Raw genomic sequence first — 12776 nt, 5'->3', positions numbered from 1 at the left:
CCATCCTTGAGCTGAACATAGATCTTGACCTCTTCGCCGCGCTTGACGTCTGGCACTGGCACGGCGGCGCAATCTTCAACCTGCGGCAGTTCGCGGATCACCGCCTCGACCTCGCGGGCGGCGATGTTTTCCGAGGAGCGCCGGATCATGTCCTTCAGGCGGCCAACCAGCCACAGGAAGCCATGCGCATCAGCCTCGAACAGGTCGCCGGTCCGAAACCAGGGCGGGCCGCCATCCCCGGCGTCGCGGAAGGCGTCCGCGTTGGCATCGGGCCTGTTCCAGTAGCCCTGGAACAGGCCGCGGCCGCGCACCCACAATTCCCCGCGCTGCCCAATCGGAACGGGGGCGCCGGATTCATCGCGCAGGGTGGTCTGGCGGAAGGGCGCGTCCAGGCCGACCGATCCGGAATCGAACATCGGCTCCAGGGCAGGTGTCATGTAGGTTCCCAGCCCGATTTCCGTCATCCCGAAACCCTCGCGTGCCATCACGCCGAAGCGGCGTCTGAATGCGCGACAGGTTTTGCCATCCCAGCCAAATGTCGCAACCTGCCTGAGGGCGGTTGTCGAATCGTCGGCCGCTTCGGGCTGACGGGTCATGAGGATGGGGAATTGGCACCATTCGATGCGGTGCTGCTTGACCCAGTCGATGAAGCGACTGGACGAGAGTTGCGGAGCCATGAACAAGGTGCCGCCGACCAGCATTGTCTTCAGCAGATGCCATTGCGGGTCCATGTAGAAAAAAGGCTGCGCCGTCAGCAGTCGCGCCGGCGGCGCCGCATCCCACGATGCTGCTGCCTGGGCGAGGACCATCCAGTAGTCATGGCTGAGCATGCAGCCCTTGGGGAAGCCGGTCGTTCCCGAGGTATATTGGATGTTCATGAGATCGTCGGGCTGGATGCCATGTACGACGGGTGCATGCATCGGCTGGCGCGCGACCAGCCCGTCAAGGTCGACCATGTCGGCCGGCGCGGCGCGATCCGGCACCAGTATCCGGCCGGCCGGCGGAATGGCCGCCTTATCCTCGATGGCGGCCAGCGTGTCGAGAAACGTCGGGTCTATCACCAGTGCCGTGGCGCCGGAATCGCCGGTCACATAAGCGATCTCGCGCGGCGTATAGCGCGTGTTGACCGGCACGTGCACGGCGCCGATCTTGGCGAGCGCCAGGAAGACCAACGGATAAAGGATACGGTTGGGTAGCATCACGGCAACCCGGTCGCCTTTGCCGATCCCCAGCGAAAGCAGGGCCTGGGCAAGGGCATTGGCGCGGCGGTCGGCCTCGGCGTAACTGGCGGTCTCGCCGCGCTCGAATACATGCAGAAAGGGCTGGTCGGCCAACTCGCCGCAGCGGCGGGCGCAGAAGGCACCGATCGTGGTGGTGATGAAAGACGTCTCAGAGGCCCGGATGCGGCTCTTCTCGGCCGCGACGAGCGCTGCGATAGTCAAGGATGCCGCCATCACCGGCCCCCGGTTCCGTTCCCGCCGTCAAAAAACCCAGTCGCGGCGGGTGGCACGTCATAAGCGACGCGCTGGAAGCGAAACAGCGTGCCAGCATAATCGATGCCCTGCTCACGCGGCATGTCCATCGCGCGATTGTAGGCGTCAAGTTCCACCTGCACCGCAACCGCTGGATGGGCGGCGATTTTCCCGGCTATGGTCCGTGCCTCGGCGAATAGCTGGTCGGCGGGCACGACGCGGTTGACCAGGTGGGCCGACAGAGCCTTCTCGGCATCGATCCGTTCGCCGAGCAGCAGCATCTCCATCGCTATGGCCTGCGGGATATGGCGGCCCAGGCGCGTGATCGCGCCGGCGCCGCCCATGCCATAGGCGATTTCCGGGAAGCCGAACTGCGTCCGCGGCGTCGCGATGCGGATCTCGGTGAGCAGCAAAAGGTAGATCATCCCCTGGCCGAGGCAGTAATGATCCACCGCGCCGATTATCGGCTTGACCCGCCGCAGGCGCATCACATCCTGTTCCCAGCCCGGCCGCGTCAGGCCGATGCGTGCTTCATGGGTATGCGGCGAGAGATGCGCCTCGAGCGCCTCACGAGGCGTCAGGCCGGGAAGCGGAGCGCGGATATCGTCGCCGGCGCAGAAGCTTTTGCCCGCGCTGCCGGCCAGAATGCCGACGCGAATGTCCGGATCGCGGCCGAAGTCGACGAGCGCCTCATAGAGCTCCCTGTGCATGGCCGGCGTGAAGACATTGACCTTGCCATTGTCGATGGTGAAGGTCGCAATCGCGCCGTCCTTGGAATAGGTGATGGGCATGGTGCTTTCTCTCAGACGGAAGATCTCAGGCGGGCGGCGAGCAGGACGACGGCGCTCATGATCGCCAGAACCAGGGTGGAGGCCGCTGCCAGCAGGGGTGAGAATTGCAGGGTTGCCTCGTCCCACATCATCTTGGGCAGGGTCGATTGCAGGCCGCCGGCGGCGAATAACGCAATATTGAGTTCATCAAGCGAGATGATGAAGGCAAACAGCGCGGCCGAGATGATGCCCGCTGATATGACCGGTAGCGTGACGTGGCGCGCGGTCCGCAGCGGCGAGGCGCCGAGCGAGGCAGCGGCCTGATCGAGGCGGCGGTCATAGGTCTTGAGCACCGCGATGACGGCGATGAAGACATAGGGCAGTGCAATGATGGCATGACCGATTACTAGGCCGGTCGCCGTCCCGACCAAGCCGAGCTGGGCGAAAACGTAGAACAACGACACGGCGATTACCATGCGCGGAACCAGCAGCGGCGAGATCAGCAGCGCGAAGGCCGCGCTGGCAGAACGTCCCGACAGCCGCAGGAAGGCGAAAGCGGCCGGCACGGCGATGGCGACCGTCACGGCGGCAGTTGCGAGTGCGACGATGAAGGAGCGGGCCGCCGCGGACAGCCAGGCCGGCGACGTGAGGACCTGGCTGTACCAGCGCAGGCCGGGATTGACCGGTGGCCATGACAGGTAGGTGTTTCCGGTAAAAGAAACCGGCACCAGCAGCAGGAGCGGCGCGACGAGGAACAGCACCACGAACATAGCCCATATCCTGGTGCGCAGGGCCAGGCCAGCGGTGCGGGGCGGGGAAAGTCCGAGCATTTCCGCCACTGCGGCGAGGGCGTCGCCGATGGCGGCCGAGATCGCATAGGCGGCATGGTTCGCGCCCGAGCGCGCCTGCCGCCCTGTTTCCAAGCTGGCGGTGCCCGACAGGGCCGACACGCCGACCAGTCGATCAAAGACCGCGAACAGGATCAGGGAGGCGGCGAGGAGCAGAAGGCACAGGATCGCCGCGAAGTGCCAGTTCACCAGGTCGGATACCTGCTGGATGATCAACTGCGTGATCATGGTTTCCCGCGCGCTGCCCAGCAGCGCCGGCGCCATGAAGAATCCGAGCGCCGTAATGAAGACGAGCAGGGCCGCGGCGGTCACGCCAGGCATCGACAGCGGCAGATAGATGCGGAAAAAAGCCTGGACCGGCCGGGCGCCGAGTGTGCCGGCGGCAGTCATCAGGGTCTTGTCGATACGCTCCATTACGCCAACCATGGTGAGGATGGCGAATGGCACCAGCACGTTCGTCATTCCGATGATGACGGCGCCCCAGGAATAGAGCAGTTCCTGCGGTCGGTCCGAAATGCCGGCAGCCAGCAGGGCCGCGTTAACCGGCCCCTGCCTGCCGAGGATCACAATCCAAGCGAAGGTGCGCACAAGGAAGCTGGACCAGAAGGGCAGCAGGATGAAAAGCGCCCAGAAGCCTTTGCCGCGCCGGTCGGCATTGGCCAGCACATAAGCGGCCGGATAACCGGACAGAATGCTGAATACGGTCACCCAGAAGGATATCGTCAGCGATGTCCACATGACATCGGCATAGGTGCCGGCCTCCCGGAGGCGAAGGGCGTGGGAGAGCGTGAAGCCGCCTTCGCGATCAAGGAAACCCTGCTGCAGGAATTGGCCGATCGGCGCAATGAAGAAAGCGGCCAGCAACAGACCGGCCGGTGTGAGCAGCAAGACGGAAGACCACGCGCGGGGCTTCATTTCAGGGTTTCCCGGACGCCAGGGGAACGATGTCCTCGGCCGCCACGGTGAGCGATACGGTTTCCCCGGCGGCGACCGGTTTGTCGCCGCTGAAGGTCAGAACGGTAAGTTCGATCGCGTCGTTGACCCGGACGACCAGGCGCCGGGTGCCGCCCAGGCCGATAACCTCGGTGACGATGCCGGTCATTGCCAGCCCGCGCTCTCCGGTGGCTCCCAGCGCAATGCGCTCGGGCCGGATCAGGACGGAAGCTTCGGCGCCGGGACCGGGCAGGAGCGACAGATGGGCTGTGGGCAGGTGCAGGCCTCCGGCAACGATGCCCGCAGGCTCAACGCGGCCGGTGAGGATGTTACTTTCGCCGACGAACTCGGCGGCAAAACGGGTCTTCGGCCGCTCGTAGAGTGCGGTAGGCAGGTCCAGCTGCTCTATCCTGGCATTGTTCATCAGGCAGATGCGATCGGAGAGCAGCATCGCCTCTTCCTGATCATGCGTGACGTAGACGATGGTGGTGCCGAGGTCTCGGTGCAGCCTGCGAATTTCCAGTTTCAGTTCGTCGCGCAGCCGTTTGTCGAGGGCGCCGAGCGGCTCATCCATGAGGACGATTTCAGGTTCGAAGACGATGGCACGGGCGAAAGCAACTCGCTGCTGCTGGCCACCGGAAAGCTCCCTGGGCAGTCGCGCCGCAAGATGCGGCAAGCGGACAAGGTCAAGCGCCCGGGCGACCGCGCTGCGGATGGCGTCATCGCTCTGGCGGCGCATGCGCAGGGGAAAAGCGACATTCTCGGCAACGGTGAGATGGGGGAAGAGCGCGTAGTTCTGGAACACCACCCCGATATTGCGCCGATAAGCGGGTAGCGCGGTGATATCACTGCCATCGAGCCGGATCACGCCGCCCGAGGGTTCGGTCAGTCCCGCTATCATCATCAGCAGCGTGGTCTTGCCCGAGCCTGATGGACCGAGCAGGGTCATGAACTCGCCAGCCTCGACGGCCAGACTGGTTGGTTCCAGCGCCGTGGCATGGCCATAGCGCTTCGTGATGCCGATGATGTCTAGCTTGGGCTGGGACAAGGGATTGCCGTCGCTGCTGGAGGGCCGCCGGAACGGCGGCCCGTCATGTCAAAGGGTGGCTGGGGTTACCGCTGCCGGTCAACCAACAACCCAGCGGTTGAACCGTTCCGTGGCCACTTCCCGTGTTTGTGTCCAGAAATCGACATCGACGAGAATGGCGCCAGCGCGATTGTCGGGGTGCGTCGGCAGCGTTTTGGCGACCGCCGGGTCCATTTTGCTGACGGCGTCCGGAATGGTTGGCCCATAGCCGGTGGCGGCCGCGAAAACCGCCTGTCGCTCAGGCGCCAGCGCGAACTTGATAAATTCGCGGCAGAGGTCGGCGTTGGGACCGCCTTTCAGGATCACCCAGCCTTCGGACTGCCACAGGGACTGGTTCCACATGATGGCGACCGGGGCGCCGGACTTGATCGCGGCCTGAGCGCGTCCGTTCCAGGTCGGGCACATGTCGACTTCGCCGGATTGCAGCAACTGGGTGGACTGTGCGCCGGAGGTCCACCACACGCCGATGTCTTTTCTGACCGCGTCGAGTTTCCTGAAGCCGCGATCGAAGTCGAGCGGGAAGAGTTTGTCGCCGCTGACGCCATCGGCCAGCAGCGCCTGCTCGAGCGTGTCGACCGGCGAACGGCGCATCGCCCGGCGGCCGGGAATCTTTTTCGTGTCGAAGAAATCCGCCCAGCTTTTGGGGGGCGTTTTCACTGTGTCGGTCCGGTAGCCGAGTACCGTGGCGACCACGTCGTTGCCGGCATAGACGGGTGAGCGAAACATGTCCGGCAGTGCTTTCCAGCCGGGCGCCGCATCAATGTTCAGCGGTTCAAGATACCCCGCGCCATCGGCCGCGAGCTGGTTGGCAATCTGTCGGGAAACGATCGACATGTCCCAGGTATAAGTCCTGGTCTGGACCATCTGCTTGATCTGGCCGAAGGGGTCATTGGCGCCGGTGACAGGCTGCACCTCGATGCCGGTGGCCTCGGTGAAGGGGCGGCCATAGGCATCCATGAAGGAACTGCCGATGCCGAGATCACGCACCACGATTTTCCGCTTCGTTTGCGCCCGGATGATGGCCGGCATGGCCAGCGCCGAAAGGCCGGCCGAGCCCGCAACCAGCAGCGAGCGACGCGTGAGCTTCCCCTTGGTTTTCATCTCGAACTCCTCCCCGGCAGTCAAATATATGACATTAGTGTCAGTTTTGATAAGCTGACACGAGCGTCAGTTTCTGTCAACGTGCTTTTCCAGACCCGCGACAAAGGAGCCTGAAAGACATGGCGGGAAACACCGCATCCCGGGCAGATAGTCATTCGGAAGAGCCGGTTTCTGCGTTGATTGCCGGTACAGACATCCCCGCAGCGCCACGGTTCACCGACTCTCTCGACACCGCCGCCCGGGAACCCGGACTGCGCAAGGGAGAGCGCACCCGCCGCAGGGTTCTGTGGGCAACGGCCATGGGGCTGACGCAGGCAAGTTATGCGGCGCTGTCGATGGACCACATTGCCGAGATCGCCGAAATTTCCCGGGCCGCCCTCTATCAATATGTCGGATCAAAGGACGATGCCGTGCGGGTGGTTCTGACGGCTTTCCAGAGCCAGACGCTTGTTCTGGTGGATCGCCCGGGCCGGCAGATGCAGCCATATGATCGCATCCTGCGCACGAATCGCTATTACATCGACTACTTCGCCAAGAACGCAGTGTTCATGGAGCGGGTACGCGAGTTGCACAATATTATGCCGGAGATCATAAGGGAAAAGCAGCGGGTTAACCGGCTCTGGGCCGAGCGCGTCATGGCGCATGCCATTCGCCACCGCGGAACGCGCCTGGATAGGATCTCCTTGAAGCTCCGGGTTCTGGCGCTGGAATGCATGATCGACGATGTTCTGCGCGAGTTGTACGTCATCAGGAACCCCGATTTTGACGAGGCCGCAAAAGACCCTGCCCGTCTTGCCGAGGAACTCACCGTGATTTGGTTCAACGCTCTGTATCAAGGGGAAGGGAAGCCGCGTGCCGTCTAAAGTCGCAGCAGTCGCGAACTGGGCGACGCGAAACGCGCGGCTGGCGTTTTCGCCAATTACAAACCATTCTTCGGTTCGATCAAAAGGCGCAGGGACAATTCAGCCTGTCGCTCGGCAACCTCATTGATCGTGAGGGTCCTGCCCGGCCTGAACCAGACCACGGGGTACTGGGCGATGGCGAGAAGATCAAAGATGACCAGCGTCAGGTCGTTGACCGAGAATACCCCCTGCGCCATGCCCTGCTGCAGAACAGAGCGATAGAGGTTGTAGATATCGCGTTGATGATTTTTCAGTTTGGCCTGCTGCGCGGGCGAAAGCATGTCGACGAGGTAACGCGGCCCATACAGGTGGGTGTTCACCAGCGGACCGACGGTCGGATCTTCCAGTTCGAAAGTGACATGGGCCGCGACGAGTGCCCGCAGCTGGGTTTGCGGAGTGCTTACAGCGGCTTCCACGGCCAGAACCAGGGCTTCGACAAGGTCGACCAGAACGCTGTCCAGCGCCGCGAACAGAAGGTCGTCTTTTGTCTTGAAATAATAATACAGGGCCGCGCTCGTCATATCGAGCGTCGTTGCGATATCCTGCATCGTCGCGCGCTCATAGCCACGCGCGGCAAATTCACCGATCGCAGCTCGAAGAATCCGGTCGCGCTGTACGGCACGCTTGCGGCCAACTCGCTGACTGGTCGATTTCGAGGAATCCATGGCGGCCATGTCATTGCTCCCGCATCGGCAATGGCAAGTCATCGCTGAAGCGACGGATCACATTGAGCGTGATCCTTGCCGCCGCGCCGTCGCTTGATGGGTCGGCCAGAGATCCTATCCAGGCAATCGAGCCGACGGAAAAGACCGCCCCGCCTGCTTTGTTCACGCTGAGGATCATGTCGGACCTAGCCTTTGAATCCCGAAATGGGGGGACGTAGGACAAAAGCTCCTCTTTCGTCCGGAGTATGTCTTCTGCATGATTTTCTGAAGAAGCGAGCCACCAGGACTTTGGGTCAGAACCAAGGCCGATATCATACCGATCAATTTCATATCCGGAAGCGCCGCCGCCCATCAGGCCGCCTTTTCCGAACCGATCTTCGTTAACGCCATCGAAAACGAAGGCCACTGCCGGGTCGGCGGCGTCTCTGCCTTTGCGGTAATGAGTTGAACGGCTGAAGCCCTGTGCGGCCATGCCCACGCCCGCCAGGCTCTGGGGTGGCCGGCCAAGCCTGCGCCAAAGGCCGCCGACTTCGTCCGAGAAGGAGTGGACATACTCGGCAGGCTCACCGATGAAGGGGCGGGTGCCATCCTCGGCGCGCCGCACTTCGATCGCCCCATCAGGCGCAATCGATGTCCGCCAATAGAATCCGTTGCCGCCGAGATAAAGCAGCCGCCCGCCGCCGGCAAGCCAGGCGGACAGCGTATCCCACATCGGAGTCGTCCAGTATTCCGGATGCGCCCCGGTGATCAGGACCCGGATGCCCTGCAGTGCGGCGGCCCCCAGGTGATGCAGATCGTGATCGGTGATCAGGTCGTGACTGACATTGCTCCGTTCCAGCCAATCGGTCAGCAGCGTGTCGGCGGGCAATCCCCAGAGCCGGAAATCAGGCCCGATTCCGGGCATCGGCTTGCGTTCACCCGTAATGACAACGCCGCTGCCATCACGGAACCGTTCGTAAAGCGAGCGGCCGAAGGCGCCATCGGCCTTGTCCAGCAAGGTTTCCGCCGACAAAAGGCCGCGCGCCGAAGGCGGGCCCCGCATGGCTTCGGGGGCATTGGCATAGGCCATGTACGTAAAGGTAGGGGCCAGAAATGCCACGCTGCTCCGCGCAGCTCCCGCCGCGCTGACGAAGAATGTCGCAAACGCGCGCTCATTGCGCTCGTCGATCATCTCGAGCGCGTAGGCGCCGCTTGCCGCGTCATCGGGCAGGTCGAGACTAAGTGACGGGCGCCATTGCGCGTCGGTCATCGCGTCGCTGTTGCAATGCACGGCCGAATAATGTGCCGGTTTGAGGCGCCGGTCGTGGGTCTCGCCGGTCCAGCGCGCACCTTTCACGCCTGTAAGGGGGTGATGAGTTGTATTTGCCAAAATCCGTGACGGCGACAGATCGGTCTGGCACGCTTCCGGCGAAGCCCTGAAGCTCCAGGCGCAGATAAGGTCGCTATGATGCGCAAGTCGTATCTCCGCCTCGTCATCGGCCAGCAGGGGTAGCAGGTCATGGTTGCCCTGCATGAGAATAGGGAGGTCGATCCGGCCGTCAAAGGCTGCGCGATCAGGAGGCAGTCCGGCCGCGATGCGAATATGTGTCACGGGAATGCCGCCGGCGATGGCCGGGAAGGCAATCAGGCATTCTCCGGCCGAGGCCTGGCGATGTTGCGGCATGCCTGGCTGGACATGGCGATAACCGATCTTTGCCCAGCCTTCGGCGCAGTCGGCCGTCACTGAAAGCAGCACCCACTGATGGATCGGAAGAAGAATCCCTGTCTCCAGTTTCGTCGGGCCGAGCTGCAGAACCAGGAAGCCGTCCAAATCCCGAAGCAGGGCAACGGAATCATCCACCTGACTGCCAAGCACGCACAATTTCTGCTCGACGCCCGTCAATGTCGGCATTACGCCCAGCCCGAACGTAAAGCAGGACAGATTCCGCGGACTGGGCAGAGCCGCTTCCAGCCGCGCGCCCGGGTCCGATCTCTGATCGTCAACGAACAAGGTGGTTTGCGGGCCAAAGCCGGCTGCTTCGATCCGTTCGGGAGGGCCGGCCGGCTCGAGGTTGAGGCAGGCCAGACGAACGACCCGGGCGCGGACGGAGCTGGGCACGCCGGCGCTCAGATGAAAAGCGACCCGCTGGCCGGGCCGCGCGACCAGCGGGGTTGCATAGCCGGCGAGGTAACGGTCAAACCGCATGGCTCAGTCCTCCTGCCGCAGCCGTCGCGCATAGGCCGGGGCGCCCTGCCAGGTCGTAAGCGAGCCATACAGCTTACCTTCGGGCAAGTATTCGGCCTGATACTGGGTTATCCAGGCGGCTTCCGCCCCGGCTTCATGGGCGACAAGGGCCAGGGTCATGTCGATACCGGCCGAAACGCCGCCTGAGCTCCAGATGCGGCCATCCCGGACATAGCGTTCCTCGATCACCGTCACGCCCGCCTCGCGCAGCTTGTCGATCACTTTCCAGTTTGTCGTGGCTTCGACGCCTTCAAGCAGGCCGGCGGCCAGCAGAATGAAAGTGCCCGAGCAGACGCTGAGCACCGCCTTCGCCTCGGTCGCGCAGGCCCTGATGAAGGCGATGGTCTGCTCGTTCTTCATTTCCTCGAAAGCGGCAAAACCGCCGGGAACCAGAAGGTAGTCGAGCTTTCCGGCATCCTCATAGGTATAGTCGGCAGCGGTGAGCAGGCCTTTTGCGCAACGCATCGGGTCGCGGCTCTGTGCGACGGTGACGCATTCCGGCCCGGCCGCGTAGGTTTTCCACATGGTGGCGATTTCCCACGGGCCGATCATGTCGAGTTCTTCGTATCCGGGATACATCAAGAATCCGAAACGCATGGTCACCTCCTGCGACGGCTTACTCCGCGGCGTCGGTCATGTCGATTGAAGCGCGCGGCCGCGATGTGTCTGTCACCACAAGCCAATCGGCGATCAATGCCGGTTTTGACTGTCCTTCGGCTTCAACGGTCACGGCATAGATGGCCTGATAGCGTCCCGGGCGGCGCGCGGTCAGGGATTTCAGGGCAAAATGCCCGCGCACCTGGTGGTCGACGGGAACGGGGGAGATCAGGCGCAGGCGGTCAAAGCCATAGTTCAGTGTGGCAACCTCGTCGGTCGGGCGCGCCAGCACTTCGTTCAGCATGGCCGTCAGCAACGAGACGGTCAGGAAGCCGAATGATATGGTCGTGCCAAACGGGCTGTTGGTTTTGCACCAGCCTGGATCGACATGCATCTTGTCCCAGTCTTTCGTGGTGCGGCCAAATGCATCGATCATAGGCTGTGTCACACGGATCCAGCTTGATGTTCCGATCTCCCGACCGATCCAGCGGGCCGGATCCGGGTCGTCCAAAACGTTGATCGGCGTCTGGGTCATCAATCTGCACTCCTTGGCAATATCGGCAGGATCAGGAAATGATTGGCAGGGAAGGCGCCATTGCTTTCACGCTTCGGCGGTCGATCTTGCCGTTTGGCAAGCGCGGCAGGTCGTCCAGGCGGCGGAAACTGCGTGGCGTCTTGTAGTTGGCCAGCGATCCGGCGCACCAGGTTTTGGCTTCCTGGTGCGATACCGTCATGCCGGGTTTCAGGCTGAGCACGGCATGGGCCGATTCGCCGAAAGTGGGATCATTCAGGCCAACGACAACAACGGCTTCGATGGCGGGATGGGCCTCAAGCGCGAATTCAATCTCCCGGGGATAGAGGTTGTAGCCCCCGGATTTGATCATCTCGTTGAGGCGGCCCCGGAGTTCAACAAGTCCATCCGGCCTCAAGGCGGCGAGATCGCCCGTTTTCAGCCAGCCATCGGTGGTGAACGCGGCTTTAGTGGCGCCTTCGTCATTCCAGTACCCTTTCATGACGCAGTCGCCGGTGGCCTGTATCTCTCCAACTTCGCCAGCAGCGCAGACGAGGTTGGAGGGATCGGCGATCCTGATATTGAAGCGCGGGTCAAAACGCCCGACCGTCGTGGCTAGATCCGCGTCGCTGGTGCCATGATCGGAAAAGGCGCAGGTACTCATTAGCTCGGTCTGGCCGTATTCCACATAAATCCGGGCCCCCGTCTTGCGCAGTCGTGCCAGCGTTTGCGCGGGCAGCGCCCCACCTCCGGCGCAAATGGCCTGCAGAGATGAGAGAGTACGCGTTGCAAAATTTGGATGCGATGTCGCCATCTGGAACATGGCCGGGACCTGCAGCCAGACCGAGATGCGCTCGGCCTCGATCAGGCGCAGGGTTTCGGCCGGGTCGAACTTCTCCTGGAAAACAAGCGTGCCGCCGCCGACCAGAGATCCGAAAGTCAGGTTCAGGATGCAGCCGACATGGTTGATCGGCAGGTTGCTGAGCATGCGATGATCCCGTTCGACCAGCAGATGCTCCCATTGCGAGATCGCGGCGTTCACGAGGCCCGAGTGATGCAGGGTCGCGCCTTTGGGGCGCCCAGTGGTTCCCGAAGTGAAGACGATCACCGCCGGGTCATCACGCTGGCGCGTGCTTGTGGAGATGCCCACCTCCTGCCCGTTCGGCAGATCGTCCACTGAGGCAAAGGGAGTGATGATTGGGCAGGCCTGCAGGGATCCGACCGCTTCGCGGAGGGTGTCGACCAGTGCTGCGCCGGCCTCGCCCCGAAGCACAAAAACGCGGCGTGGCGCCGTCAGTCCGATGGCATGGGCCATTTCTGGCGCCGTATGACGAGGATTCAGGCCCACATAGATCCCGCCGGCGCGCAGGATTGCATTGAGCAGGATGAGATATTCGGGCCGCGGCGTCGACAATACGCCGACGCGGTCCCCAGGCTGCAGGCCATCGGCCGCCAGCTTCGCGGCGAGCGTCGCAATTCGCTGCTCCAGCATCCTGTATGTCAGCCGGAGGTTGCCGAACACGGCGGCCTCCTGGTCAGGCTGCGATGCGGCGTAGTGGGCGATGTAGGCGTCGAGGGTCTGTAATGTCGGCAGTGGCATGGGGCTGAATTCTAGTAGCCAAAAAATTTTATTCAATAGTCAAATTTTAATTGATCAGAAGAAAAA

The 12776-nt window shown here is 62.7% G+C and carries 11 protein-coding genes; 1 reads left to right on the top strand and 10 read right to left on the bottom strand.

The features are described from left to right. The 5 genes from Q1J79_RS17040 to Q1J79_RS17020 all read right to left on the bottom strand — a co-directional run. Positions 1 to 1442, bottom strand: a 1442-nt coding sequence (locus Q1J79_RS17040) for a class I adenylate-forming enzyme family protein (protein ID WP_300302711.1), incomplete at its 3' end; no start/stop codon positions are given. A gap of 11 nt (positions 1443 to 1453) precedes the next feature. Continuing rightward, a complete protein-coding gene (locus Q1J79_RS17035) occupies positions 1454 to 2263 on the bottom strand; it encodes an enoyl-CoA hydratase/isomerase family protein (protein WP_300302709.1) in 810 nt (269 codons plus the stop codon). Positions 2264 to 2274: 11 nt separating this feature from the next. Further along, positions 2275 to 4005 carry an ABC transporter permease subunit gene (locus Q1J79_RS17030; RefSeq protein WP_300302707.1) on the bottom strand — a complete coding sequence of 577 codons (1731 nt, stop codon included), beginning with the start codon at positions 4003 to 4005 and terminating at the stop codon, positions 2275 to 2277. 1 nt (position 4006) lies between these two features. After that, positions 4007 to 5071 carry an ABC transporter ATP-binding protein gene (locus Q1J79_RS17025; RefSeq protein WP_300302704.1) on the bottom strand — a complete coding sequence of 355 codons (1065 nt, stop codon included), beginning with the start codon at positions 5069 to 5071 and terminating at the stop codon, positions 4007 to 4009. A gap of 78 nt (positions 5072 to 5149) precedes the next feature. Continuing rightward, entirely contained in the window at positions 5150 to 6211 is a 1062-nt protein-coding gene (locus tag Q1J79_RS17020) for an ABC transporter substrate-binding protein (RefSeq protein WP_300302702.1), read from the bottom strand. 119 nt (positions 6212 to 6330) lie between these two features. Between Q1J79_RS17020 and Q1J79_RS17015 the strand changes: the two genes are divergently transcribed. Then, positions 6331 to 7074 carry a TetR/AcrR family transcriptional regulator gene (locus tag Q1J79_RS17015; RefSeq protein ID WP_300302700.1) on the top strand — a complete coding sequence of 248 codons (744 nt, stop codon included), beginning with the start codon at positions 6331 to 6333 and terminating at the stop codon, positions 7072 to 7074. A 56-nt stretch (positions 7075 to 7130) separates the two neighbouring features. On the opposite strand, the gene Q1J79_RS17010 is transcribed toward Q1J79_RS17015, so the two are convergent. The 5 genes from Q1J79_RS17010 to Q1J79_RS16990 are packed head-to-tail and all read right to left on the bottom strand — an operon-like array spanning position 7131 to position 12710. Beyond that, on the bottom strand, positions 7131 to 7787 hold the full coding sequence (locus Q1J79_RS17010; protein ID WP_300302698.1) for a TetR/AcrR family transcriptional regulator: 657 nt from the start codon (positions 7785 to 7787) through the stop codon (positions 7131 to 7133). A gap of 1 nt (position 7788) precedes the next feature. After that, positions 7789 to 9963, bottom strand: coding sequence for a N,N-dimethylformamidase beta subunit family domain-containing protein (locus Q1J79_RS17005; protein ID WP_300302696.1), 2175 nt, complete (start codon positions 9961 to 9963; stop codon positions 7789 to 7791). A gap of 3 nt (positions 9964 to 9966) precedes the next feature. Further along, positions 9967 to 10599: a DJ-1/PfpI family protein gene (locus Q1J79_RS17000; RefSeq protein ID WP_300302694.1), complete on the bottom strand. Its 633-nt coding sequence runs from the start codon at positions 10597 to 10599 to the stop codon at positions 9967 to 9969. Positions 10600 to 10618: 19 nt separating this feature from the next. Next, complete coding sequence (locus Q1J79_RS16995; protein ID WP_300302692.1) at positions 10619 to 11134, bottom strand: MaoC family dehydratase; 516 nt, start codon at positions 11132 to 11134, stop codon at positions 10619 to 10621. Between the two features lie 31 nt (positions 11135 to 11165). Then, positions 11166 to 12710, bottom strand: coding sequence for a class I adenylate-forming enzyme family protein (locus tag Q1J79_RS16990; protein WP_300302690.1), 1545 nt, complete (start codon positions 12708 to 12710; stop codon positions 11166 to 11168). Positions 12711 to 12776 lie beyond the last annotated feature (66 nt).

Source organism: Ferrovibrio sp., from assembly GCF_029255545.1.
Classification (GTDB): Bacteria; Pseudomonadota; Alphaproteobacteria; order Ferrovibrionales; family Ferrovibrionaceae; genus Ferrovibrio.
The sequence above is the reverse complement of the archived record's forward strand: the minus strand, read 5'-3'. Positions and strand labels throughout refer to the sequence as shown.

Bases quoted from the DNA above. Each gene is read 5' to 3' on its own strand.
- Q1J79_RS17035 (WP_300302709.1), bottom strand. From the start codon at position 2,263: ATGCCCATCACCTATTCCAAGGACGGCGCGATTGCGACCTTCACCATC.
- Q1J79_RS16990 (WP_300302690.1), bottom strand. From the start codon at position 12,710: ATGCCACTGCCGACATTACAGACCCTCGACGCCTACATCGCCCACTAC.
- Q1J79_RS17020 (WP_300302702.1), bottom strand. From the start codon at position 6,211: ATGAAAACCAAGGGGAAGCTCACGCGTCGCTCGCTGCTGGTTGCGGGC.
- Q1J79_RS17030 (WP_300302707.1), bottom strand. From the start codon at position 4,005: ATGAAGCCCCGCGCGTGGTCTTCCGTCTTGCTGCTCACACCGGCCGGT.
- Q1J79_RS17000 (WP_300302694.1), bottom strand. From the start codon at position 10,599: ATGCGTTTCGGATTCTTGATGTATCCCGGATACGAAGAACTCGACATG.
- Q1J79_RS17010 (WP_300302698.1), bottom strand. From the start codon at position 7,787: ATGGCCGCCATGGATTCCTCGAAATCGACCAGTCAGCGAGTTGGCCGC.
- Q1J79_RS17015 (WP_300302700.1), top strand. From the start codon at position 6,331: ATGGCGGGAAACACCGCATCCCGGGCAGATAGTCATTCGGAAGAGCCG.
- Q1J79_RS16995 (WP_300302692.1), bottom strand. From the start codon at position 11,134: ATGACCCAGACGCCGATCAACGTTTTGGACGACCCGGATCCGGCCCGC.
- Q1J79_RS17005 (WP_300302696.1), bottom strand. From the start codon at position 9,963: ATGCGGTTTGACCGTTACCTCGCCGGCTATGCAACCCCGCTGGTCGCG.